At 64.3% G+C, this 24,129-nt stretch carries 21 protein-coding genes; 14 read left to right on the forward strand and 7 right to left on the reverse strand.

Annotation, left to right across the window (positions count from 1 at the left end; translation table 11 throughout):
* Nucleotides 1-112: 112 nt before the first annotated feature.
* Nucleotides 113-1,273, reverse strand: a complete 1,161-nt coding sequence (locus FJ948_RS09530; protein ID WP_140703607.1) for a LuxR C-terminal-related transcriptional regulator — start codon at nt 1,271-1,273, stop codon at nt 113-115.
* Between the two features lie 573 nt (nt 1,274-1,846).
* Here FJ948_RS09530 and FJ948_RS09535 point away from each other — a divergent pair.
* Together FJ948_RS09535 and FJ948_RS09540 are read left to right on the forward strand one after the other, a co-directional pair.
* Nucleotides 1,847-3,034: a YadA-like family protein gene (locus tag FJ948_RS09535; RefSeq protein WP_140703609.1), complete on the forward strand. Its 1,188-nt coding sequence runs from the start codon at nt 1,847-1,849 to the stop codon at nt 3,032-3,034.
* 94 nt (nt 3,035-3,128) lie between these two features.
* The gene (locus tag FJ948_RS09540) at nt 3,129-3,752 is read left to right on the forward strand and encodes a hypothetical protein (RefSeq protein WP_140703610.1); all 624 of its coding nucleotides are present in this window, start codon (nt 3,129-3,131) and stop codon (nt 3,750-3,752) included.
* Nucleotides 3,753-3,826: 74 nt separating this feature from the next.
* Here FJ948_RS09540 and FJ948_RS09545 read toward each other — a convergent pair whose 3' ends face one another.
* A complete protein-coding gene (locus FJ948_RS09545) occupies nt 3,827-4,459 on the reverse strand; it encodes a LysE family transporter (protein WP_181173611.1) in 633 nt (210 codons plus the stop codon).
* Between the two features lie 513 nt (nt 4,460-4,972).
* Here FJ948_RS09545 and FJ948_RS09550 point away from each other — a divergent pair.
* The 9 genes from FJ948_RS09550 (at nt 4,973) to FJ948_RS09600 (ending at nt 16,699) form a co-directional block, all read left to right on the forward strand.
* Entirely contained in the window at nt 4,973-6,163 is a 1,191-nt protein-coding gene (locus FJ948_RS09550) for a helix-turn-helix transcriptional regulator (protein WP_246677486.1), read from the forward strand.
* Nucleotides 6,164-6,705: 542 nt separating this feature from the next.
* Complete coding sequence (locus FJ948_RS09555; protein WP_140703612.1) at nt 6,706-7,179, forward strand: Rrf2 family transcriptional regulator; 474 nt, start codon at nt 6,706-6,708, stop codon at nt 7,177-7,179.
* Between the two features lie 31 nt (nt 7,180-7,210).
* A complete protein-coding gene (locus tag FJ948_RS09560) occupies nt 7,211-8,563 on the forward strand; it encodes an FAD/NAD(P)-binding protein (protein ID WP_140703614.1) in 1,353 nt (450 codons plus the stop codon).
* Between the two features lie 814 nt (nt 8,564-9,377).
* Nucleotides 9,378-10,766 (forward strand): pyridoxal-phosphate dependent enzyme, encoded by a 1,389-nt coding sequence (locus FJ948_RS09565; RefSeq protein ID WP_140703983.1) that lies wholly within the window; start codon nt 9,378-9,380, stop codon nt 10,764-10,766.
* Nucleotides 10,763-11,944 carry a PLP-dependent aspartate aminotransferase family protein gene (locus FJ948_RS09570; RefSeq protein WP_140703616.1) on the forward strand — a complete coding sequence of 394 codons (1,182 nt, stop codon included), beginning with the start codon at nt 10,763-10,765 and terminating at the stop codon, nt 11,942-11,944. Before FJ948_RS09565 ends, FJ948_RS09570 begins: the two co-directional genes overlap by 4 nt.
* Nucleotides 11,945-12,192: 248 nt before the next feature.
* Nucleotides 12,193-13,161, forward strand: coding sequence for a GlxA family transcriptional regulator (locus FJ948_RS09575; protein ID WP_140703617.1), 969 nt, complete (start codon nt 12,193-12,195; stop codon nt 13,159-13,161).
* A 318-nt stretch (nt 13,162-13,479) separates the two neighbouring features.
* Nucleotides 13,480-14,784, forward strand: coding sequence for a Xaa-Pro peptidase family protein (locus FJ948_RS09585; RefSeq protein ID WP_140703619.1), 1,305 nt, complete (start codon nt 13,480-13,482; stop codon nt 14,782-14,784).
* 265 nt (nt 14,785-15,049) lie between these two features.
* On the forward strand, nt 15,050-15,730 hold the full coding sequence (locus FJ948_RS09595; protein WP_140703621.1) for an isochorismatase family protein: 681 nt from the start codon (nt 15,050-15,052) through the stop codon (nt 15,728-15,730).
* Nucleotides 15,731-15,748: 18 nt separating this feature from the next.
* Complete coding sequence (locus FJ948_RS09600; RefSeq protein WP_140703623.1) at nt 15,749-16,699, forward strand: alpha/beta hydrolase; 951 nt, start codon at nt 15,749-15,751, stop codon at nt 16,697-16,699.
* Nucleotides 16,700-16,708: 9 nt separating this feature from the next.
* Here the strand turns inward: FJ948_RS09600 and dnaQ are convergent, their stop codons facing one another.
* The 5 genes from dnaQ to FJ948_RS09630 all read right to left on the reverse strand — a co-directional run bounded on the left by dnaQ (nt 16,709) and on the right by FJ948_RS09630 (nt 20,668).
* The gene (dnaQ, locus tag FJ948_RS09605) at nt 16,709-17,434 is read right to left on the reverse strand and encodes a DNA polymerase III subunit epsilon (protein ID WP_140703625.1); all 726 of its coding nucleotides are present in this window, start codon (nt 17,432-17,434) and stop codon (nt 16,709-16,711) included.
* A 90-nt stretch (nt 17,435-17,524) separates the two neighbouring features.
* Nucleotides 17,525-18,106, reverse strand: coding sequence for a dephospho-CoA kinase (gene coaE, locus FJ948_RS09610; protein WP_140703627.1), 582 nt, complete (start codon nt 18,104-18,106; stop codon nt 17,525-17,527).
* The gene (locus tag FJ948_RS09615) at nt 18,103-18,966 is read right to left on the reverse strand and encodes a shikimate dehydrogenase (RefSeq protein WP_140703629.1); all 864 of its coding nucleotides are present in this window, start codon (nt 18,964-18,966) and stop codon (nt 18,103-18,105) included. The genes coaE and FJ948_RS09615 overlap by 4 nt, the downstream gene beginning before the upstream one ends.
* Nucleotides 18,959-19,558, reverse strand: a complete 600-nt coding sequence (locus FJ948_RS09620; RefSeq protein ID WP_140703631.1) for a Maf-like protein — start codon at nt 19,556-19,558, stop codon at nt 18,959-18,961. The genes FJ948_RS09615 and FJ948_RS09620 overlap by 8 nt, the downstream gene beginning before the upstream one ends.
* A 288-nt stretch (nt 19,559-19,846) precedes the next feature.
* Nucleotides 19,847-20,668, reverse strand: a complete 822-nt coding sequence (locus FJ948_RS09630) for a pyruvate, water dikinase regulatory protein (protein WP_140703633.1) — start codon at nt 20,666-20,668, stop codon at nt 19,847-19,849.
* Nucleotides 20,669-21,073: 405 nt separating this feature from the next.
* On the opposite strand from FJ948_RS09630, the gene hemE reads away from it, so the two are divergent.
* From hemE to rho, 3 genes are all read left to right on the forward strand, one after another.
* Nucleotides 21,074-22,105 (forward strand): uroporphyrinogen decarboxylase, encoded by a 1,032-nt coding sequence (gene hemE / locus FJ948_RS09635; RefSeq protein WP_140703634.1) that lies wholly within the window; start codon nt 21,074-21,076, stop codon nt 22,103-22,105.
* Nucleotides 22,105-22,641, forward strand: a complete 537-nt coding sequence (gene hemJ, locus FJ948_RS09640; protein ID WP_140703636.1) for a protoporphyrinogen oxidase HemJ — start codon at nt 22,105-22,107, stop codon at nt 22,639-22,641. The genes hemE and hemJ overlap by 1 nt, the downstream gene beginning before the upstream one ends.
* Before the next feature lie 164 nt (nt 22,642-22,805).
* Complete coding sequence (gene rho, locus FJ948_RS09645) at nt 22,806-24,071, forward strand: transcription termination factor Rho (RefSeq protein WP_140703638.1); 1,266 nt, start codon at nt 22,806-22,808, stop codon at nt 24,069-24,071.
* Nucleotides 24,072-24,129: the final 58 nt, after the last annotated feature.

Raw genomic sequence — 24,129 nt, forward strand, 5'->3', positions numbered from 1 at the left:
ATTCTTGCTGCATGGCAAAATGAACGCATGATCCGAAGCGGGCAAGCCCAAACTGGAGCACTCCCGCGCGGCGCGAAAGCGGAAGCGCCCATGACGGGTCCGCCGGTGGCTTCTATCCAGTGCTGGCGGCCAAAGGTGCCGCAAGCGACGCTGCGAGCTGAACCAACTCCGCCTGTCGTCGCACGCCGGTCTTCTCGAACAGCCGCAGGAGATGCGTCCTGACCGTGCTGCGGCCGATGTTGAGGACTTCGGACGTCTCCTCCACCGTGCGGCCGACCGCGATCTGCTCGAAGACACGTGCCTCGGCAGGCGTCAAACCGAACAGCGCCGCCACCAGCGCGGTCGGCGCGACGAAGGGCGTATCGGCGCGCGCCACGAACACCGCCGCGACCACGCTGGCATCGAACGAGCCGCGCCCAGGGCGCAGCGGCAACACATGCAGTGCCCCGGCCGAGTCGTCCTGCCAGCGTACCGGAACACCCAATCCCTTGCGGGCGAGCGCGCCCTCGTCCCGTGCCGCCTGGGCCACGGCGACGGCCAACGCGCTGGATACGGCTGAAACATTGGCGACGAGAACGCCGTTGCGGACGCTCAGCAGGCCGCCCGTGGCGACAAGCTCGAGCGCCGCCGGGTTGGCATGCACGACATGGAGGTCGGCGCTGGTGAGAAAGATCGGCGCCGTCAGCGTATCGAGCACCGCCTCGAAGGTCGACCGGGCGATCGCCGCCATGTCCAGCAGCCGGTTGACGGTCGCCGCGCGCTGAAGATGGGGGATCAAGAATCGGGCGGCCTCGATCTCACGCTCGCCGATCGGCCCCGCGCTTTCGTGGCGGCCAAACGCCAGCGAGCCCAGACCGCGCTCGTCGAATGCGAGCCCGAGCGCCATGACGTCGACGAGACCCTGCGGTTTGGCCCACTCCAGGGAGTAGCGGTTTGTCGTGACGTCGAAGCGCACCGCGTCCGGATTGACGCGGCTCAATACCGCCGGCTGATCCATCGGCAGAGCGCGCAACGCCGCCAGCCCACCCCATTGGTCGAGAACCTCCCCGCCATAGCCGGCCATCCGGTCGAGATAGTGCTGAGGAATGTTGCTGGTCACATTGATCAGCACCTCGCCCGACGGCAAGGCCTGCAGGGTGAAGGTGGCGTTGTCGAATTCGAGCGCCTTGCGGATTTCGTCGATCGCGACAGGCCAAAGCGAGGGATCGATCGCGGCGTCGTAGATCATCCCGATCAGCTCGGACAGCCGACCCAACGAGAGAGAAGAAGGCATCTCACCCTATCCTTGCTGTACCGCAGCAAAATTAAAACATGATCCGGATCGGGCAAGCCCTTTGATCATCTCCGACGGAGATGGTCATCCGGCCTCGGGCGCTACCATCGAACTCCGGCCGTCGCTATCCACCGAATGGTGGAAGACGCGGCATTCTCTTTGTGTTCGGTTGCCCCCGTCGGGTGCTGCGGTCCTGCGCGGAGTTCGAGGGCGTCGGTGTTTGCAAGGCGAGTGCTGTTCGGGGACGGCAGCACAGCCGCCAAGTGCGCAACTGCTTGATTGTCAGCCCAGCCATGGCCGGAGCACCTCCCGCCCGGCTCGGCCAGCGTGCGGGACCGACAGCCGCCGGCAGGGGACTCGGTCGATTAATTGGCAATGAAGCGAGGGGCTTTGAGCGTGATCGCAGAAAAGATTGGACGCGTGAGCGTATCGGAAGACGTCGCTGCCGAGACAAAAAGCGAAGCAGCCACGACAAGGCGCCAAAGTCGAAAAGGCAATGGACTAGTGTCGGCCGCGACGGCGGTTTTCGGGCGCGTGGCATCCTCCCAAGTGCCCGCCCTCGGGACAGCAGTGATGGTGGCGATCGCGGCCACCGGCTTTGTCGCCTTCACGCCGGGCGCAGCACGCGCCGGAGTCATCTGCTCGGATTTCAATGGCGTGGACGGTGGAGCGGCCTATGCGGGAGGCTCGACCCGCTCCACCGCATGCGGATACTTCGCCAACAGCAATGGCGATTTCTCGACGGCCATCGGCCAGGGTGCGGGTGCCATTGCCGACAACAGCGTGGCGCTCGGCAACCTCGCTAACGCGGGCGGTTACTATGACCCCAATGGCAGCCCCACTATCAACTATGAGAATTCCAACACGACAGCCATCGGCGCCGGGGCTCAGGCCGGGGCCCGAGGGGCGGGCGGGTCAAATGCCACCGCTATTGGCGCTTCGGCTAAAGCGAACGCTTTGAACTCCACCGCGCTGGGCGCGGGTGCGACCGCCCTCCAAGACAACTCCATCGCGATCGGAGCGGGCGTTACGGCGACGCGCAAAAATCAGGTCATGCTTGGCACGGCCAGCAACACCTACACGCTGGCCGGGATCACTTCGCAGGCAAGCACGGACGCGCAGTCCGGCCCGACCTATCTGGTGACGACGGACGCCGGCGGCAATCTGGCGGCGTCGACATTCGATGTGGCCACGCTTACAAATCTGCCTGCACAGGTCGCCCAGAACGGCATCGCCATCGCCGATCTGAACAGCACGGTGAGCAGCCACACGACGCAGATCAACGCCAACACCACCGAGCTCGCCGACCACGAAACGCGCATCACCAACAATACCTCACAGATCAGCTCCAACACCCAAGAACTCGCCAATCATGAGACGCGTATCACCAACAACACCAACGAGATCGCGGATCTCGATACCAGGGTGACGACCAACACCGCCAACATTACCCAGCTCGACGGCCGGGTCGGCGATCTCGAGGCGGGCTTCCGCGACCTTGGCGATCAGATCAGCGAAAACCGCACCGAGGCCCGTGCCGGCACCGCGCTGGCTCTGGCCACGGCCGGGCTGCGCTATGACGACAGGCCGGGAAAATTGTCGCTGGCCGGCGGCTTCGGCAACTTCAAGGGCCAGTCGGGCCTGGCGCTCGGTCTCGGTTATAATCCCAGTCTGGATTTCCGGCTCAACGCCGCCATGTCGGCGACCACCAATCACGGCGATGTCGGCGTCAGCCTCGGGGCTTCGTGGACGCTGAACTGATCACGAGTGCGAGGGGGCCGCTGGCGGCCGCGTTCCCACAGACGCGGTCGCCAGTATCGCCCGCCGCCGGCTCGATTGCGACCGCGGAGGTCAAATGAAGCGCCTACACTGTTCGGCGACAGGGCGGACCCGGGCCACCCTGGCAGCCTTGCTGGCGGCCGGCTTGATGGCGGCATCCCCTGGCGTTGCGTGGGCGCAGACGAAAAAGACCGAGAAGGGCGACAAGGTCCGTGTGGCCCATGCCGCCGGGATCGATCGCAACGGCGTGCTGATCCTGATCCGCGGCACGCTTCTGGCGCTCGACCAGGCCAACAAGACCGGCAACTACACGGTACTGCGCGATCTCGGCTCGCCGAACTTCCAGGCCAACAGCGCGGCAGGGCTCGGCGACATCTTTTCCAACCAGCGCAAGCAGGCGCTGGATTTCGGCGCGGTGGCGGTGCTGGAGCCGCAACTGACCCTGCTGCCGCAGATCGAACCGAACGGCATGCTGCACATGGCGGGCTTCTTTCCGTCCGTGCCGATGCAGGTCAATTTCGAGCTTTTGTTCGAACCGGCGAACCGTCAGTGGAAAATCTACGGCGTGTCGGTGAACCTCACCTCCGGGTCGCCGCAGGCGCCTGACACGCCAGTCGCCGAGCAACAGAAACCCGACGATGCCGGGCCGCCGGACGCCCCCTCTATGGCGGTGTCGCCGAAGACGAAAACAAAGCCGTAGCCGCGCGTTCGCGCTGTTCATCGTTTCAAGGAAACACCGACAGCTCGATCCTGCCCGTTTCGACCTGCAAAACCTCAAACGCGCAGGGCGCGTGCGAACAGCGACAGCGCAAAGATCAGCAGGCCCGAGCTGAACACGAGATTGACATAGCGCAGCCCACGCCCGTTCAGCCGCTTGCGCAGATGGTTGGTGGCCAGTGTCAGCGTTGTCCACCAGGCCGCCGAGCCGAGCAGCACGCCGGCCGAAACAAGCGCCAGGGTTTTCCAGGATGGTACGCCGGCCCCCAGGATTCCCGGCGTAAGCGTGAGAAAGCCGACCAGCGTCATCGGATTGCCCAGGGTCCAGACCAGCCCCGTCAGATAGGCTCGGCCCGACGGCATGCGCCGCTGCAACGCCGTGTCGAGCGACGGCGTCAGCCGTGCCGCCGTCAGCGACATATAGAGCAGAAACATGCCGGCGCAGAGCTGCAGCAACATGTGCCAGCCCACCAGAACCTGCGCCACCGCCCCGAGCCCGGCGGCGGCAATGGAGGCATAGACCGAGTGCGTGGTCGCCGCCCCGTAGCCGGTCGCCAGACCCGGCCCGATGCCGCCCGTGATCGTGCGCTGCACGCACAAAAGGCCGGTGGGGCCGATGGGGGCCGCGACCGCAAAACCCAGCAAGGCGCCTCGCATCGCACTGAGGAAAAGTTCCGATGTACCCGACATGTTGACAGATCTTCCTTGGACCGCACGTCGTCGGGGTTTCGGCCAGCAAGACCTCGGCCGTATACCAACCGTGGCTGCAAGGGCCGCCCCGCTTTCGTGAGTTGCTTCGAACATTGTTTCGGAAGGTCGACCGTCGGCGGGGCTGACAAGCGGTCGTCTTGACGTTCTCTCCAAATATTAGAAGGGTCTAACTCAAGTGCGTTCGTGTATAGACGTCGTCCTATCCCCTGAGCCGACGCGCCAACTGGCGGTGGAGAAAATCTAGAACTCTCCTGATGCGCGTCGCACGGCTCCGAATTCAGTCTATCCTTGGGCCGGCGCAGCCAATCACAAAAGACGCGGCGCGGCGTCCACCATTTGGATTAGGCTTGACTCCCAGCTTTCATTTTTTTCTAATCGCTTTCAGTTGGCTTTCGGTGCGCCCCCCACCTCCCTGTCGACTCCAGACATGTGAAATCGCGAAATCGACCGAGGATTGATGCCGTTGAAGCGATATCAGGGCAGCACGACGCCATGCTCGACCGTGGCCGCCAACCCGCGTTGGCCGGCATGACCGGCCGGTCCTATCCGGCGGAGCGCATTTCGGAACTCATCGGCACCATCTATGATTGCGTGCTCGACCCCAGCCGCTGGCCAGCGGTCGTCGACAGCATTCGACGGGAACTGGAGTTCTGCTACGCGGTTCTCGGTGTGTATCCGCTCCCGGGAGGGGAAGTGACGCTCGGTGTCGCGACGGGCATCGATTCATTGAAGCTCGGCGAGCTTCCTTCCTATGGCCAGGACCTGGTCGATCTCTGGGGTGGCGACACCAAGGTGAAACAATATCCGCTCGAGGAGCCCATCGCGCAGTCCCAGGCGGTGCCGGATGCCGCGCTGGTCGCCAGCCGCTATTTTCGCGAATGGGCTCAGCCGCAAGGGGTGGTCGACGCGGTCGCGATCGGGCTGGAGCGCAATTCGCGCATGGTTTCCACGCTTTCGTTCGGCCGGCATGAAACGGTCGGCATTGTCGGCAACGGGGAACTCGATGCCTTGCGTCTTCTGGCCCCGCACTTCCGGCGCGCCATCGCCATCAGCCAGTTGCTCGATTTGCAGTCGATCGCCGCGGCCAACGTGGCCTCCGTGCTGGACGGTCTCTCCGTAGGCGTCGTGCTGGTCGACGAACTGATGGCGTTGATCCGTGCCAATCCGGCAGCCGAGGAGATGCTGACCCGCAAGGACCCGATCAAGGTCAGCAACGGCCGCGTCGTCGTCTCGGATGGCTCGCGCGAAATGTCATTGGCGATCGAGGATGCGGTCGCCCAGGCGGCCGGCGACGAGGTCGCACTCGGGCGTCGTGGCGGCAGCGGTTTTCCGACGCGTGGTCTCTCCGGCGAGCCCCGCATCATTCACGTGCTGCCGCTGAAAAGGCGTGAAAGCCGGCCTGGCCTGTTCCGCCGCGCCACCGCCGCCCTCTTCATCGCCCCGGCCGACAGGCCGTTAAGCCTTCCCTTCGATGCCTTCGCCGCCCTCTATGGCCTGACCCCGGCGGAGGTGCGGGTCGCCGAACTGATCGCCGCCGGCCGCACCCAGCGGGAGATCGCACGTGGCCTTGGCCTGGCCGGCGCGACGGTCAAGAGCCATCTCCTGCACGTCTTCGAGAAGACCAATGTCCGCCGCCAGGTCGATCTCGTCAGGCTTGTCGCCGCCCTGGCATCGCCCTTGTGACGGCTGTCGCGCCGGGGAGACAGCCCGTACGCCTCGCCGCTCGAAACATCTCCACCACAATCGGTGGATATCGAGATCCCGAATCCCGCCTATCGAAGGCAACAGGACTGGGAGTTGCCGATCCAGTCGCGCTGCAATTGCGGCCGGAATTCCCGATTTTGAGAGTTTCGCGCAAATCCATGCCTCAAATAGAGATGGAATTGACAAACGATTTCGCGTCTTCGACGGTAAGTATAGTAATCTTATCGACATAGTTGGAGGCGTCGATGGCGGATCAGCGTATCGTGGCGATCACCCGCGTCACCGGTTCCCGGGCGCGGGCCTGCCCGTATGGAAGCCTCGTTTCTGTGTCACCGGGGTCGCAAGGCGAGCCTAAAATCGCCGCAACGGTTTGAAATCCAAGCAAGATCAACCGAAATTGGCTTGTATATCATGTCACTAGAATTTATGTGTCATGGACGCTTCGGTGCGGCGGGGAGGCACGCCAGGCGTTTCGCAGGGATGGCCTGGGGCCGTCGCACGACAAAAGAAACGTTCGGTTCATGCTCACCAAAAAAGGCAAGTACGGCCTCAAGGCGCTCGTCCATCTGGCGCGGATGCCGGCCGGACAGCTTGCTTTCGTTGGCGATATCGCGACCGGCAACAACATCCCGAAAAAATTCCTCGACGCCATATTGGGCGAACTGCGCAATGCCGGCTTCGTCCAGAGCCGCAAGGGCAAGGATGGCGGCTACCGCCTGGCGCGGCCGGCCGACGAGATCAAGATCGGCCACGTCGTGCGCGTGCTGGATGGTCCGCTGGCCCCTATCCCCTGCGCCAGCCGTACCCAATATCAGCGCTGTGAAGACTGTAACGAGGCGACATGCCAAGTCCGACATCTGATGCTCGAGGTTCGGCAGGCGATCGCCGAGGTGCTCGACCAGCGCAGCCTCGCCGAGATGCGCGATATCGCCGACGACCTGCCGGTCGTGCCGGGCATGACCGACCTGGCTGTCGTGGCGAAGGTCCAGGCCTGAAGCCGTCGCCTCGCAAGAGGCTCGATCGCGCATGACCGGCCGGACCAACTCGATCAATTCCATCATCATCGTCGGCGGCGGCGCCAGCGGCGTCGTGCTGGCCGCGCATCTGTTGAAATCGCCGAATCCGGACCTGCGTGTCACGCTGATCGAAAAGCGCCCGCATTTCGGCCAGGGTATCGCCTATTCGACGCTGCTGTCGGCGCATGTTCTCAATGTCAGCGCGGCCGGCATGAGCGCCTATGCGGACGATCCCGGAAATTTCTGGCGCTGGCTGCAGGGGCGTGGGCTGATAGGCCCGGAGCAGACGCCGCAGACGCCCTTCTATGCGCCGCGCAGCATCTATGCCCGCTACCTCGGGGAGTTGCTCGACGAACTCGAAGCCCGCGAACAGCCAACCGGGCGCCTGCGGCTGATCCATGAGGAGAGCCGCTCGATCACACCGACCCCGTCCGGCGTCGATGTGGCGCTTGCCAATGGCACCAGCGTCGTCGCTCATCTGGCCATATTGGCGACCGGCCATGACGAACAGCCGGCGCAAGGCCATGCGATCAGAATGGGCTCGGAAGCCGACACGGAGATTGCCCCGGACAGCCGGGTGATGGTGCTGGGCACCGGCCTCAGCATGGTCGACGCATTTCTGGCGCTGGAGCAGCGCGGCCATCGCGGCGATATCGTCGCGGTGTCGCGGCGCGGCCTGCTGCCCTCGCCGCACCGCAAGGGCAACCCGATCAAGCTAGACGTCGCCGACATCCCGCTCGGCACCCAGCTTTCCTATTTCGTCGGCTGGTTCCGCGACCTGATCCGCGAAAACCAGAAGGCGGGGGTCGACTGGCGCGACGTCGTCGACGGCCTGCGGCCGTTCAACCAGAAGATCTGGCAGAACTGGCCCGCCTCGGCTAAGCGCCGCTTCGTCGAACACACCAAGGCCTGGTGGGACATCCATCGCCACCGCATGGCGCCCGAGGTCTACGCCAGGGTGACGGACGCCGTGCGGTCCGGCCGCATCCGGCCGGTCGCGGGGCGCGTCGTCGCCGTCACGCCGGGCGACGGTTTCGCGGTGGAGGTCCAGTCGCGCCACACCCAGCGCCTCGAAACATTCGAAGTCGCCCGCATCTATGATTGCTCCGGCATCGTGCGCGACATCTCGACCTCGTCGAACAGCGTGGTGCGCTCCCTGGTCGACCGCGGGCTGGCGCGGCCGGATCCGCTGCGTATCGGCCTCGACGTCTCGGCCAATTGCGAGATCATCGCCGCCGACGGCTCGGTTTCGCGGAAAATCCTCGCCGTCGGGCCGCTGACGCGCGGCACCTTCTTCGAGATCGACGCCATTCCCGATATCCGCGTCCAGTGCGCCAGGCTGAGCAAGCAGTTGCTGGGGTAGGCAATTCGGGCGGCGATCACCTATTTGGCGGAACCGTATCCGCCTCGACTCGTGAGCCTTCCGCGATCACACCATATTCAGTTGAGCGCGGTCTGGTATTCATTCCGCGCTGCCCTATGTCGGGCTGAACAACTTCCGTTCTTAACTATAAGACGGCGGGACTAAAGTCTTGCACGCCAATAGGCCTTGGTCCGAGGGGCCCTCGAACGTTCCGTGCTTGTCCATTGGACGTTCCGTTACTTTAGTCAATCGAGATATATGTAGCTTGATACAGATTCGCGTGATGGCGATGCAAATCGGCTTATAAAAGGAACCGATCCGTCTGCCGTCCCCTTCCAAGCCCGGTTTCGAGCCGCGGCCTTTTCCACAGAGGTCGGACCGATTTCCTTGACGGGGTTGCGACGGCGGATCGGTCATGAGGCGACGCCGACCCGGGAGAAAAGAATGGCCGGTGCGGGGATGCTTGGGTTGGAAGCGGGTCGCACCGGCCATTGCGGGTTTTGGCTTCGATTAGGGATCGTCCCCCGCACGACCAAGCTATACTTACATTAGCTATAGCTCAACTAAGACTGAAGTCCCTTCCTACCCCGAGGCGCCCGGATGGCGATTGCCGGGGTCGTCGAGGTCGGCGCTCTGAAGCGCCGCTGGAATTTCATTCCTCGTCTGGCCCCCGGATTGGCACGATCTATCTTCTTTCCAACTGCGATCGGCTGGAAAAGACGCTAGGTTGATCCAAGGAGGCTCCGACATGAGCGAGCACAGAAAAGCCACCGCCGGCAATGCCGCCTCGGACGGCGCCGCGCCGGACAGCGCAATGTCGCGGCTGCGCCCGCCTTATGCCTCGGTGCTCGACCTGATCGGGCAGACACCGGTCGTCGAACTGACCAAATTCGACACCGGAAAATGCCGGCTGTTCATCAAGCTCGAAAGCCAGAATCCCGGCGGCTCGATCAAGGACCGCATCGCTCTGTCGATGATCGCGGCGGCCGAGAAGGATGGCAGGCTGAAGCCCGGCGGCACCATCGTCGAGGCGACCGCCGGCAATACCGGGCTTGGGCTCGCCCAGGTCGGCATTCCCAAGGGCTACCGCATCATCCTCGTCGTGCCCGACAAGATGTCGCGCGAAAAAATCCAGCATCTGCGCGCGCTCGGCGCCGAGGTGCGCATGACGCGCTCGGATGTCGGCAAGGGCCATGCCGAATACTATCAGGACATGGCGGAAAAAATCGCCGCCGAACTGCCCGGCGCCTTCTACGCCAACCAGTTCGCCAATCCGGCCAACCCGCTGGCGCATGAGACGACGACCGGCCCGGAAATCTTTGCGCAACTCGACGGCGATGTCGACGCGGTGGTGGTCGGCGTCGGCTCCGGCGGCACGCTGACCGGGCTTGGCCGCTACTTCGCCGAAGTGTCGCCGAAGACGGAGATGGTGCTGGCCGATCCGGTCGGCTCGGTGCTGGCGCCCTTGATCAAGACCGGCAAGATGGAAGAGGCGGGCAGCTGGACGGTGGAAGGCATCGGCGAGGATTTCGTGCCGCCCAATGCCGATTTGTCGCTGGTCAGGAAAGCCTACTCCATCACCGACAAGCAAAGCATGCTGGCGGTGCGCGATCTCTTGTCGCGGGAAGGCATTTTGGCAGGCTCTTCCTCCGGCACGCTGCTCTCGGCGGCTTTGCGCTATTGCCGCGAGCAAACGGTGCCCAAGCGCGTCGTGACCTTCGTCTGCGACAGCGGCAACAAATATCTGTCAAAGGTGTTCGACGATTTCTGGCTGGCCGAGCAGGGGCTGGCCGAACACGAACAGCATGGCGACCTGCGCGACCTCGTCATGCGCTCGCACCGGACCGGCGACACTGTCTGGGTCGGGCCAGACGAGAGCCTGCTCAACGCCTATGGCCGCATGCGCCGCTCCGATGTCTCGCAGCTGCCGGTGCTGGACAATGGCAAGCTCGTCGGCATCGTCGACGAGAGCGATATTCTCGCCCATGTCGACGGTCCCTATGACGGGCGCTGGGAGCGTTTCAACGGCCCGGTGCGTACGGCGATGACCTCGAACCTGCACACGCTGCAGGCCAGCCAGACGCTGGATGCGCTGCTGCCGGTGTTCGACCGCAACGAGGTCGCCATCATCTTCGACGGCGACGAGTTCGTCGGCCTGATCACACGCATCGACCTGATCAACCATCTGAGGCGCGCCCGATGACCAAACACACCCCGCCGGCCGGCAAGAACCGCCTGGCCTTTTCGACGCGCACCATTCATGGCGGCCAGAGCCACGACCCGCAGACCGGCGCGGTGATGGTGCCGATCTACGCCACCTCGACCTTTGCCCAGCAATCGCCCGGCGTGCACAAGGGTTTTGAATACGCGCGCAGCCAGAACCCGACGCGCTTCGCCTTCGAGCGCGCGGTGGCGGACCTGGAAAGCGGCTCGGCCGCATTTGCTTTCGCTTCCGGTCTGGCGTCGATCGCCACGGTGCTGGAGCTGCTCGATTCGGGCGCCCATATCGTCGCCACCGACGACATCTATGGCGGCTCCTTCCGGCTGATGGAGCGGGTGCGCAAGCGCTCGGCCAACCTGCAGGTGAGCTTCGTCGACTTCACCGACCTTGCGGCCGTGGAGGCTGCGATCCGGCCGGAAACAAAAATGCTCTGGGTCGAAACGCCGACCAACCCGCTGCTGCGCATCGTCGACCTCGAAGGCGTCGCGACGCTCGCCAGGCGCCGGGGCATCCTGTCGGTCGCCGACAACACGTTCTGCAGCCCCTATATTCAGCGGCCGCTGGAACTCGGCATCGACATCGTGGTGCACTCGACGACCAAATATCTCAACGGCCATTCCGACATGGTCGGCGGCGTCGCCGTGGTCGGCGACAACAAGGATCTCGCCGACCGGCTGAAGTTCCTGCAGAACGCCATCGGCGCCATTTCTGGCCCGTTCGACAGTTTCCTGGCGCTGCGCGGCTTGAAGACCCTGGCACTCAGGATGGAGCGCCATTCCAACAATGGCCTCAAGATCGCGCAATGGCTGGAAGCGCGCAGGGATGTGCGCCGCGTCATCTATCCCGGCCTCGCCAGCCATCCGCAGCACGCCATCGCGGTCCAGCAGATGAATGCCTTCGGCGGCATGATCACGGTTGTGCTGGACCGCGACCTCGCCGGGACAAAGCGTTTCCTCGAACGCACGCAATTGTTCACGCTGGCCGAAAGCCTCGGCGGCGTGGAGAGCCTGATCGAACACCCCGCGCTGATGACGCATGGCTCGATCCCGGCGGAGAAGCGGGAGGAGATCGGGATATCGGATTCGCTGGTAAGGTTGTCGGCGGGCATCGAGGACGGCGATGATCTGATCGCGGATCTGGAGCAGGCGCTGCGGGGGTGAAGCCGCTTGGCTGAGGCGAGCCAATCGCCAAAGCTGGCGCCGCCCCTCATCGCCCTGCCGGGCACTTCTCCCCGTATAGTGACGGGGAGAAGGGGCGGCTGCGACCTCGGCGCCCTCTTTGCAATGTCGGCGATTGGCGAAGCACGTGATAACAGCAGGCAGGTGAGGGGCAGCGCTGACGCCTCACAATTAGTAGTTGGCCACCAGTCCAATTGACCCCGACCGCCATTCGCCCGAGATGTAGCGCCATGGCCATGCGCGACCCACCCAAACCCACCGAGCCCCTCACCTTCGCGGTGCTGGTCTTCCCCGGCTTTCCGATGATGGCGTTCAGTTCCGTCATCGAGCCGCTGCGCGCGGCCAACATTCTGGCCAAGAAAGCGTGCTACCGCTGGATCATCGTCGGCGCGACTGAGGGACCCGTCGAGGCTTCGAACGGGGTCGTCATCCAGCCGGGTTTTTACGCGGAGGCCGCGCCCAAGGTCGACCGCATCGTCGTCTGCTCGGGCGGTGACGCCGATCATCTCGTCGCCGAGGACGCGGCGAGCTGGATCCGCCGCAGTCTACGCAATGGCGCTCATATCGGCGCGGTGGCGGACGCGGCGTTCTTCCTGGCGCGTGCGGGCCTGCTCGACGGCCATGCCTGCACCTTGCACTGGACCAGCCAGGCTGCCTTCACCGAGGCCTTTCCCAACATCGAGTTGCGGCGCGACCTCTACGTCATCGACCGCAAGCGCTTCACTTCGGCGGGCGGCGTCGGTAGCCTCGATATGATGCTGGAGATCATCACCCGGGATTACGGCGCCGAGCTTGCCGCAGGCGTCGCCGAATGGTTCGTGCACAGCCAGCTGCGCTCCAGCGTCGACCGCAAGCTGATGCCGCTGCGCCTGCGCACCGGCGTCCAGAACGAACTGGTGCTGTCGGCCATCGCCATCATGGAGGACGCGGTGGAGGAAAGGCTGGGGATGGCCGAGCTGACCGCCAAGCTCGGCGTCTCGTCCGACAAGCTCGAACGCTCCTTCCGCTCCGAACTCGACATCTCGCCCAACGGCTATTACCGGCGGCTCAGACTGAAACGCGCCGCCGATCTCCTGGCGCACTCGACGCTCGCCGTGCGCGACGTGGCGCTGGCCTGCGGCTTCGCCTCGATGTCGAGCTTTGCCCGGGCCTTTCGCGAGGAGCATGGCCACGCGCCGAAGATGGCGCGGCGGCATTAGGCGCGCGCTGAAGCTGTGAGATGTTGGCGGGGCAGCGCCCCCCTCTGTCCTGCCGGACATCTCCCCCTCTTGGGGGGAGATTGGCTGTCATCTCCGCTTTCGCCAGTCACAAACGTTGTTAGAAGGGCGCCGCCCGAACAGACTGCCGATCTCCCCACTTGAGGGGGAGATGTCCGGCAGGACAGAGGGGGGCGCCTGGCGCCTGCCTCTCTTGTTCCTTCAGCGGCATCCCGCACAACACACGCGGTTTTCCGCACAATCCTTCCACGCCTACCGCGCCATGGTCTGAGCCTGCAACCCATCCAAGGCCGAAACCCCATGAGCATCGTCGTATTCGAACCCGACAGCACCGAGGACGTCGACTTCAAGGATCGCATGCGCCACCCGGCCGCCGCCGATCCGGCCGGCGGCATGTGGCTGTCGGACACCGAGCCGTCCTTCATCGATGCCGATGCGCTACGCAAAGGCAGGCTGGCCAAGCTGCGCGGCTGGATGCGCGAGGCCGGCTATGGCGGCGTCGTTTTGTTCGACCCCTACAACCAGCGCTACGCCACCGGGTCGCGCAACATGTTCGGCTATTTCCTGCGCAACTCGACCCGCTATTTCTTCATTCCGACCGAAGGGCCGATCGTGCTGTTCGAGTACCCGCAGAGCTACCATGTCTCCATGGTGCTCGACACGATCGACGAGGCGCGTCCTTCCAAGCTCGTCTGGTCTTCGGTGTCGGGCCGCGACGATGAAACCGCCGGGCCGTTCGCCGACGAGATCGCCGAACTGCTGAAAAACCATGGCGGCGGCTCGATGAAGCTCGGGCTCGACCGCTGCAGCCATCTGCAGGCGCTGGCGCTGGAAAAGCGCGGCTGCGAGGTCCGCGACTGCCAGGGCGAGATTCTGGCGGTGCGCGCGGTGAAGACGCCGGAGGAGGTCAAATGCCTGCAGGTGTCGATGGCCGGCGCCGAAGCCGCCGTCTATGCCGTGCGCGAGGCGATCAAGCCCGGCGTCTCCGAAAACGACCTGTTCGCCATCATGTATGGCGAGGTCATCCGCCAGGGCGGCGAGTTCATCGAGACGCGGCTGCTCACGTCCGGCCAGCGCACCAATCCGTGGTTCAACGAGGCCAGCGGCCGCAAGATCAGGCCCGGCGAACTTTTGGCGCTCGATACCGACACGATCGGCTGCTATGGCTATTATTCCGATTTTTCCCGCACCTTCCGCTGCGGTCCGGGCAAGCCGACGCCTTACCAGAAATCGCTCTACCGCATGGCGCACGACCAGGTTCAGCACAACATCTCGGTCGTCAAACCCGGCATGGCTTTTCGCGAGATCGCCGGGAAGGCGTGGAAAATCCCGGACCGTTTCGTCGACCAGCGCTACACCTCGGTCATGCACGGCGTCGGCATGCATGGCGAGACGCCGTTCATCGCCCACGCCATGGACTACGAGACCTATGGCCGCGACGGCCATATCGTGCCAGGCATGGTGGTGAGCGTGGAAAGCTATATTGGCGAGAAGGGCGGCCGCGAGGGCGTCAAGCTGGAGGACGAGATCCTGATCACCGAGACCGGCACGGAGCTTCTGTCGCGCTTTCCCTATGAGGATGCGTTTCTGGAGAAAGAGGTTTGACGCTGGTTGCTCATTTCGGAGAAGTATCGCAGCTGAAGAACGAGCGCCTCGTTCCGTGGCGCCCCCCTCTGGCCTGCCGGCCATCTCCCCCTCTAGGGGGGAGATCGGCAGCTTCGCTTGCAGCGCTTTTTCCTGCAACGCTGGCGATTGGCGAAAGCATTCGCAACCGCCAATCTCCCCCCTTGAGGGGGAGATGCCCGGCAGGGCAGAGGGGGGCGCTGCCCCTCCAGCGTTTGGAGGTATCTTGGGGCGAAGGCCCATCAGTATGAAAGCCCCCATCTCCATCAAGCGCGGCACGGTGGCCGCCGTGTTCATCGACCTGCAGGAAGAGCACCGGCAGGACCCGCGCTACCTCGTCGAGGGCTACGAAAACATCCTCGCCAACGTCCAGCGCCTGCAGGCGGCGGCGCGGCAAAACCATGTGCCGCTGCATCACTGGGCCTATATTGTCGATCTCGACAGCCAGGACCGGCCGTTTCATCCGGTCGGCGAGGACGGCAAGTCGGCCTTTTCCGACAAGAGCGACCCGCTGACCGAAATCTGCCATGAGGTGGCGCCAGCGCCGGGTGAGGCGCTGCTGATCAAGGCCGAGGCCAGCGCCTTCCGCTCCAGTCCGGCCGCCGACCGGCTCGAGGCGTCCGGCATCGAATGGCTTGTTGTCGCGGGCGTGTGGACCGAGGCCTGCATCGACGCCAGCGTAAAGGATGCGGTGGCGAAGGGATTTCGCGTGCTTCTGGTCAAGGACGCCTGTGGCAGCGGCAGCGCGGCGATGCACCAGACCGGTATCCTCAACCTTGCCAACCGGCTCTATGGCGGCGCGGTGACCGACACCGACGGCGCCTGCCGGCTGCTGGCCGGCGAGACCGTCACCGTCTGGCAGGTCGAGGGCTCGGTACCGCTGCGCTTCAGCTTCGATAACGCCGCCCGTCTCTATGCCGAGCTTTGATGGGCGCCTTGGGCTGAAATGACCGGCCGCGGCAAATATCAAAGCCGGCTCGACCCTGCGCTGTGGGCCTATATCGACAGCGTCAACGCCTTTTATCCGCCGCGGATATCAGGCCTGCCGGTCGACAAGCAGCGCGCGGTCTATGCCAGGATGTGCCGCGCCTTCCACCAGGGCCGTCCGCCCGGGGTCAAGGCCAGCGACAGCCTGGTTGCCTGTCCGAAGCATGACATCCCGGTCCGCCGCTACCGGCTCGCCGGCGCGGCGCCGCGCGCGACTGTGCTCTATTTCCACGGCGGCGGCTTCATCCTCGGCGGCCTCGAAAGCCATGACGACATCTGCGCCGAACTTTGCGCCGGCACTGGCTTCGACGTGCTGTCGGTCGACTACCGGCTGGCCCCCGAACACCTTCATCCCGCCGCCTTTAACGATGCGCTGGCGGCTTTCGAATGGGCGGCCGCAAGCAGCGAGCTGCCGCTCGTGCTGTGCGGTGAAAGTGCGGGTGGCAATCTGGCGGCTGGTGTGGCACAGGCCGCGCGTCGCCATCCGCGTGCCGCGATCGGCCAGGTGTTGATCTATCCCGATCTCGGCGGCAACGAGGCGATGGGCTCCTATATCGAACACGCCGACGCGCCGCTGCTGTCGACAGGCGATGCCGCCTTTTACCGCGACGTCCGCTCGGCGAGGAAGCAATCGCCCGACGATCCGACCTTCTCGCCGCTGCGCGACACGGATTTTTCCGGCCTGCCGCCAACGGTGATCATCACGGCCGAATGCGATCCGCTGTCATCGGATGGCGAAGTCTATCGCGATCGTATCCTGGACGCCGGCGGCAAGGCCTGGTGGCATGAGGAACCCCGCCTGGTGCACAGTTTCCTGCGCGCCCGCACCACGGTGCCGGCAGCGGCGCAAGCCTTTGCGCGCATCATCGCGGCGGTCGCCGCGCTGGGTCGCGAGGAGTGGCCCTACTAAAGGTCCGGGTTACGAAGCCGTCGCGGCGCTTGCCTCGGAAGACGCTGCTTTCAGCCACAGCGCCTTTTCGCCGAGCGTGGCGACCATGGCGGCGTGGGCCGCGCGCTCGGCTTCGGTCAGCCGTGGCACGAGCGGCGCCGGTCGTTCGGCGACGATGATCTCGATATAGCGGACATTCTCGCCCTGGGCCGGCGCGGTGGCGCTGTCGAGAATGAGCGCCGCCTGCTTGCCGCCGATCAGCTCGATATAGACCTCGGCCAGCAATTCGGAATCGAGCAGGGCGCCGTGCTTGGTGCGCTTGGTGTTGTCGATGCCGTAGCGCCGGCACAGCGCATCGAGCGAATTGGGACCCATCGGGTGCTTGCGGCGCGCCAAGGCCAGCGTGTCGACGACAAGCCCGTTGTCGACGGGCGGATGACCGAGCCGGCCGAATTCGACATTGAGGAAGCCGATATCGAACGTGGCGTTGTGGGCCACCAGCTTGGCGCCTTCGGTAAACCGCAGCCATTCCTCGGCGATTTCGGCGAAACTCGGCTTCCCCGCGAGGTCGGCGGCGCTGATGCCGTGCACGGCCTGCGCCTCGGCATGGATCGCGCGCCCTTGCGGGTTGATATAGTGATGGAAGGTCCTGCCGGTCGGAAACCGATTGACCAGCTCGACGCCGCCAAGCTCGATCACGCGGTCGTCGCGCGAATCAAGGCCGGTGGTTTCGGTGTCGAAGATGATCTCACGCATCGAATCAGGTCGCTCCTAGGGAAGCAGAATCGCCAGACCGGAACAAAATGGCAATGGGCAATGCTGACGGCATGCCGTCAGCAGCCCCGCTTATCCCCGAAGTTCCGCAATGATGGCCGCTACCGCGGCACGCGCGGCGTCCAGCCCGTTACCGGTGTCGATGACGAAATCGGCCAGCCGGCGTTTTTCGGCGTCCGGCACCTGCTTGGCCAGGATCGACGCCAGTTTTTCCTCGCTCATGCCAGGCCGTGCCAGCACGCGCTGGCGCTGGATTTCGGCCGGCGCGGTGACGACGACGACCTTGTCGACCCGGCCACGGCCGCCGGTTTCGAACAGCAGGGGGATATCGAGGACGGCGATCGATTCGCCGGCGTTACGATGCTTGGCCAAAAAGGCGTCGGCATCGGCGCGGACCAGCGGGTGGATGATGGCTTCGAGCTTTTTCAAGGCAGCCACATCGCCGAGCACACGGGAGCCGAGTTTTGCGCGGTCGACGCTTCCGTCAGCGGTGGTGCCTGGAAAGGCGGCCTCGACCAGGGAGGCCGCCTTGCCGGCATAGAGCCGGTGCACCGTCTCGTCGGAATCATGCACCGGCACGCCGGCCTCGGCGAACATCCTGGCCGTGGTCGACTTGCCCATGCCGATCGAGCCGGTGAGGCCGAGCACGATCATGGTTTCGGCGCCAGATCGGCAACGATGAGCGCGCGGAGCTCAGCCGTGACCTTCGGCCTGACGCCGAACCAGCGCTCGAAGCCGGGCACCGCCTGGTTGAGCAGCATGCCGAGCCCGTCGACGGTCTTCAGCCCTCGGGCCCGCGCGGCGGCGAGCAGGGGAGTCTCGAGCGGCACATAGACGATGTCGTTGACCACGGCATGGTCGGGCAGCAGCGCGGGGTCGGCGGGCAGACCCCTGGGGTCGGCGGGCAGACCCTCATTGCCCTGCATGCCCAGCGCCGTGGTGTTGACCAGAAGGCCGGCGTCGCGCAGCAATTCGGCGGTCGCGGCCACTTCATGCGCCGAAACGCCGGCGCCGAAGCGGTCGCGTAATTCGAGTGCCCGGGCGAGTGTGCGGTTGACGATGCGGATGTCCTTGAGGCCGCGCGTCTTCATTGCGTGGATGACGGCGCGGGCGGCGCCGCCGGCACCCAGCACAACGGCCGGGCCATTCGACGCCCAGTCCGGAGCGTAATCGTCGAGATTGGCGGCAAAGCCATGGCCGTCGGTGTTGCCGCCCCACAAGGTGCCGTCCTTGAGCCACAGCGTGTTGACGGCGCCGATCTCGTCGGCCGCATGGTCGCGGCGCGCGACCCCGGCAAAGGCGGCCTCCTTGTGCGGGATGGTGACGTTGCCGCCGCGATAGCCATTGGCCTGCAGGCTCCCCAGGAAATCGGCGAAATTCTCGGGCGCGACATCGATCGCCCGGTAGCTGCCGTCGATGCCGTGTTCGGCCAGCCAGTGGCCGTGGATCATCGGCGAGCGCGAATGTTTTATCGGATGGCCGGTAACGAAGGCTTTCTTCATTGCCTCAGCCATCGATGGCTCCCAGTGTGCGCAGTTCCGCCAGCAGCGGCAGCAGCGGCAGGCCGACAATGGTGAAATGGTCGCCTTCGATTTTTTCGAACAGCTGGATGCCTTCGCCCTCGATCTGATAGGCGCCGACGCTCGACAAGGCCTTGGCGCCGACCCGGGCGAGATGGCGGCCGATGAAGGCCGGGTCGAGCTTGCGCATGGTCATCGAGGCGATGCCGACATGGCGCCACAGCACCTTGCCGTCGCGCACCAGCACGGCGGCGCTGTTGAGCTGATGGGTCTTGCCCGACAGCGCCAGGAGATGCCGTCGCGCGCCTTCCATGTCGGCCGGCTTGTGGAACACCTCGTCGCCGAGCGACAAAGTCTGGTCGCAGCCAAGCACCGGCGCGCCGGGCCGGCGCTCGCTGACTTCGGTCGCCTTGGCTTCGGCCAGCACCAAAGCGACGTCCTCGGGCGAGGCGCCGCTGTCCTGCAACGGCGCTTCCAGCGCGCGCTCGTCGAGCGTCGCGGGAACCGCCTCGATATCGACGCCGGCATTGACCAGCATCGCCTTGCGGAACGGACTGCCTGAAGCGAGGATGATTTTTTCTGTCATTTTTGCACTCGGGCGCAGATACAAACGCGGTTGGCGTATGAGGAGCTTTACTCTGTAAGGTTGGCGCCGCCCCTCATTGTCCTGCCGGACATTTCTCCCCGTATAGAAACGGGGAGAAAGGGGCAGCTTCAGTGCAGCCGCTCTTTGCGGCAACGCTGGCGATTGGCGAAACCATCGACGACAGCGCGCCTCTCCCCGTCACTATGCGGGGAGAGGATGCCGGCAGGCAGGTGAGGGGCGGCGCCGACCTCCGCTAAAGGTGACTCGGAAAACTCACTGTCCGCTCATCTACCGCGTCTTCCCGCGCAGGGCAACGATGGCCGCGGCCGTCTCCTCGATCGAGCGGCGGCTGACGTCGATCATCGGCCAGCCATGGCGGGTGCAGATCTGGCGGGCGTAGGCGAGTTCCTCGTTGATGGCGGCGCGGTCGACATAGTCGGTCGGCACGTAGGTGCTCGAATTGCCGAGGATGCGGTTCTGGCGCACATGCGAGATGCGCTCGGCGGTGGCGATCAATCCGACGACCAGCGGTGTCCTGGCGCTAACCAGGCTTTCGGGCACCGGCACGCCGAGCACGATCGGGATGTTGGCGGTCTTGATGCCGCGGTTGGCGAGATAGATGCTGGTCGGCGTCTTCGACGTCCGCGATATGCCGATCAGCACGACATCGGCGTCATCCATATTGGCCGGCAGCTGGCCGTCATCATGGTCCATGGTGAAATTGAGCGCGTCGATGCGGCGGAAATATTCGGCGTCGAGAACATGCTGGGCGCCGACGCGGCGGCCGGCCGGGGTGCCGAGATAGGACTGGAAGACGGTCAGTACCGGCTCCAGCACCGACACGCATGGCAGGCCCATGGCCGCGCAGCGTTCGTCGATGCCGCGCGCCAGCTTCTGGTCGACCACCGTATAGAGGATGATGCCCGGCTCCTCCTCTATGTCCTCGAACACCTTGGCGACCTGCTTTTCGGTGCGGATGAGCGGGTAGATGTGCTCGATGGCGCGCGCATCCTTGTACTGCGCCGAGGCGGCGCGGCCGGCGGCGAGCAGCGTTTCGCCCGTGGCGTCGGAAATCAGATGCAGGTGGAAGAAGCTCTGGGGTTTGTTCACAGGGGGTCACCTGAGGCTGTGGGCGGATGTGGATAAGGTTGGACAGGCGGGCATGCCGACCAGGGGCGACTGTATCAGATGGCGGTTTGTCCACAATTCGGTGCGCTGTCAGCTTCGCCGGGCGGCTGGGGACAAGTCCGTGGACGAAGCATTTTGCCTTTCGCTCGTCCACAGGGCTGGTTCCAAGGCCACTGGACCTAGCGCATTGACTCGCCTGCGCGATTCCTGATTGTCCCCAGAACCCTGCAATGCGCGACCTGCAATGCGCGACAATATGCTTGCTGGCGTTTTGGCGGTCAAAGCGGGACAGGTGACAACCACCACAACCAACAGACTCTTAGAATCAGAAGACTCTTTATAAATAAGATATTTGATTAAGAGGAAGCCGGGAGAGGCGAGCGCTCGATGCCTGCAAGACGGATCATGCTGGATGTCCTGAAAGGCGAGGCGGTGTTTCCTCCTCCGCTCTGGATGATGCGCCAGGCCGGACGCTATCTGCCGGAATATCGCGAAACGCGTGTACGTGCCGGTTCGTTCCTGGACCTCTGCTACAATCCCGACCTTGCCGTCGAGGTGACGATGCAGCCGATCGAACGCTTCGGCTTCGACGCTTCCATCCTGTTCTCGGACATTCTTGTCGTTCCCCATGCGCTAGGCCGCGATGTGCGGTTCGAGGAAGGGCGCGGGCCGCTGCTGACACCGATTTCGGCGAGCGAGATCGCGGCGCTGGGAAGCGACATGTTTCACGTGAATCTCGAACCGGTCTACGAGACGGTGCGCCGGCTGCGGGCGAAATTGCCCGACGAGACGACACTGATCGGCTTCTGCGGCGCGCCGTGGACGGTGGCGACCTATATGATCGCCGGGCACGGAACGCCCGACCAGGCGCCGGCGCGGCTGTTCGCCTATCGCGAGCCGGCGGCGTTCAAACATCTCTTGAAAGTGCTCGCCGACCATTCGGCTTCCTACCTGATCCGCCAGATCGAGGCGGGCGCGGATGTCGTGCAGATTTTCGATTCCTGGTCGGGCGTGCTCGACGATGCCTCGTTCGAGCGCTTCTGCATCGAACCGGTGGCGGAGATCGTCAGCCAGGTTCGCGCCGTTCATCCCGACGTGCCGATCATCGGCTTTCCCAAGGGTGCCGGGGCCCGCTACCAGAGCTATCGCGACAGGACCGGCGTGACCGGGCTCGGCATCGACTGGACGGTGCCGCTGGAGGCAGCGAAGGCGTTGCAGCGGCAAGGAGCGGTCCAGGGCAATCTCGATCCGTTGCGGCTGGTCGCGGGCGGTGAGGCGCTCGCCGACGGCGTAGGGGCGATCCTCCAGGCGCTGGGCCACGGACCGCTGATCTTCAACCTTGGCCATGGCATCACCCCGGAGACGCCGGTGGCCCATGTCGAGGCGATGGTAAAACAGGTTCGGAGCGCGGCACGCTGATGGCTGACCGAGATGACACCAACAGCACCGGCCAGGCGATGAAGCGCATGGCCGTCGGCATCACAGTGCTGATCGTTCTCACCGCGCTTTTGTTCTTCTTCGCACCGGAAAGCTTCTATCCCTGGGCAAAGGCGATCCATATCCTCGCCGTCATCTCCTGGATGGCTGGCATGCTTTATCTGCCGCGGCTGTTTGTCTATCACGTCGACGCCGCGAAGGGCTCCGTCCAATCCGAGACGTTCAAGGTGATGGAGCAGCGCCTGCTGCGCGGCATCATCAATCCGGCGATGATCCTGACCTGGGTGTTCGGGCTGTGGCTGGCGTGGAAGATCTTTGCCTTCCAGGGTGGCTGGCTGCATGCCAAGATCGGCCTGGTGCTGATCCTATCGGGCGTTCACGGCTATCTCGCCGCCGCGGTGCGCAAATTCGCCGAGGACCGCAACGAAAAACCGGCACGGCACTGGCGGATCGTCAACGAGATCCCCACATTGCTGATGATCGCAATCGTGATCCTGGTCGTGGTGAAGCCTTTCTGAGGCTTCATCCGGCTCCGTCAAAAGGCGGCTTGCTCTTTCAGCCGACCGACGATACAAGACGGGTCTTCCTTCCCGTCATGCGCCGCCCGTCATTGCTTTCGGCCGCGCCCGGCATTTGTCGCATCCCGCCGATTTTTTCCCAAAGCCTACCCAGAGTCTATCTAATGCAAGAAATGAAACTCACCGAGTTCAAGAACAAGAAGCCGCCTGAGCTGATCGCTTATGCCGAATCGCTCGAGGTCGAGAACGCCAGCGTCATGCGCAAGCAGGAACTGATGTTCGCGATCCTGAAGAAGCTCGCCGCCCAGGACATCGAAATCATCGGCGACGGTGTGGTCGAGGTGCTGCAGGACGGTTTCGGCTTCCTGCGCTCCGCCAATGCCAACTATTTGCCAGGTCCCGACGACATCTACATCTCGCCGTCGCAGATCCGGCGCTTTTCGCTGAAGACCGGCGATACGGTCGAAGGGCCGATCCGCAGTCCGAAAGAGGGCGAGCGCTATTTCGCGCTGCTCAAGGTCAACACGATCAATTTCGACGATCCCGAAAAGATCCGCCACAAGATCCACTTCGACAATCTGACGCCGCTTTATCCGACCTCGCGGCTGAAGATGGAGGTCGACAATCCGCCGACCAAGGACATCTCGCCCCGCGTGATCGATCTGGTGGCGCCGATCGGCAAGGGCCAGCGCGCCCTGATCAACGCACAGCCTCGCACCGGCAAGACGGTGCTGTTGCAGAACATCGCCCACTCGATCACCGCCAATCATCCGGAATGCTATCTGATCGTGCTTCTGATCGACGAGCGTCCCGAGGAAGTGACCGACATGCAGCGTTCGGTGAAGGGCGAGGTGATCTCCTCAACCTTCGACGAACCGGCGGTGCGCCACGTCCAGGTCGCCGAAATGGTCATCGAGAAGGCCAAGCGCCTGGTCGAGCACGGCCGCGATGTGGTGATCCTGCTGGATTCGATTACCCGCCTCGGCCGCGCCTACAACACCGTCGTGCCGTCATCCGGCAAGGTGCTGACCGGCGGTGTCGACGCCAACGCGCTGCAGCGCCCGAAGCGCTTCTTCGGCGCCGCCCGCAACATCGAGGAAGGCGGCTCGTTGACCATCATCGCCACGGCGCTGATCGATACCGGCAGCCGCATGGACGAGGTCATCTTCGAAGAGTTCAAGGGCACCGGCAACTGCGAAATCCAGCTCGACCGCAAGGTCGCCGACAAGCGCATTTATCCGGCCATCGACATCTTGAAGTCCGGTACCCGCAAGGAAGACCTGCTGGTGTCGCGCCAGGACCTGCAGAAGATCTTCGTGCTGCGCCGCATCCTGGCGCCGATGGGAACCACCGACGCGATCGAGTTCCTGATCGACAAGCTGAAGCAGACCAAGACCAACGGCGATTTCTTCGATTCGATGAACACTTGAGTTCGGAGGGGTTCGCCCCTCCTTCTCTTCGTTCTCGGATTTGCGCCGTTTCCGCTTC

The organism is Mesorhizobium sp. B2-3-12, from assembly GCF_006442205.1.
Lineage (GTDB): Bacteria > Pseudomonadota > Alphaproteobacteria > Rhizobiales > Rhizobiaceae > Mesorhizobium.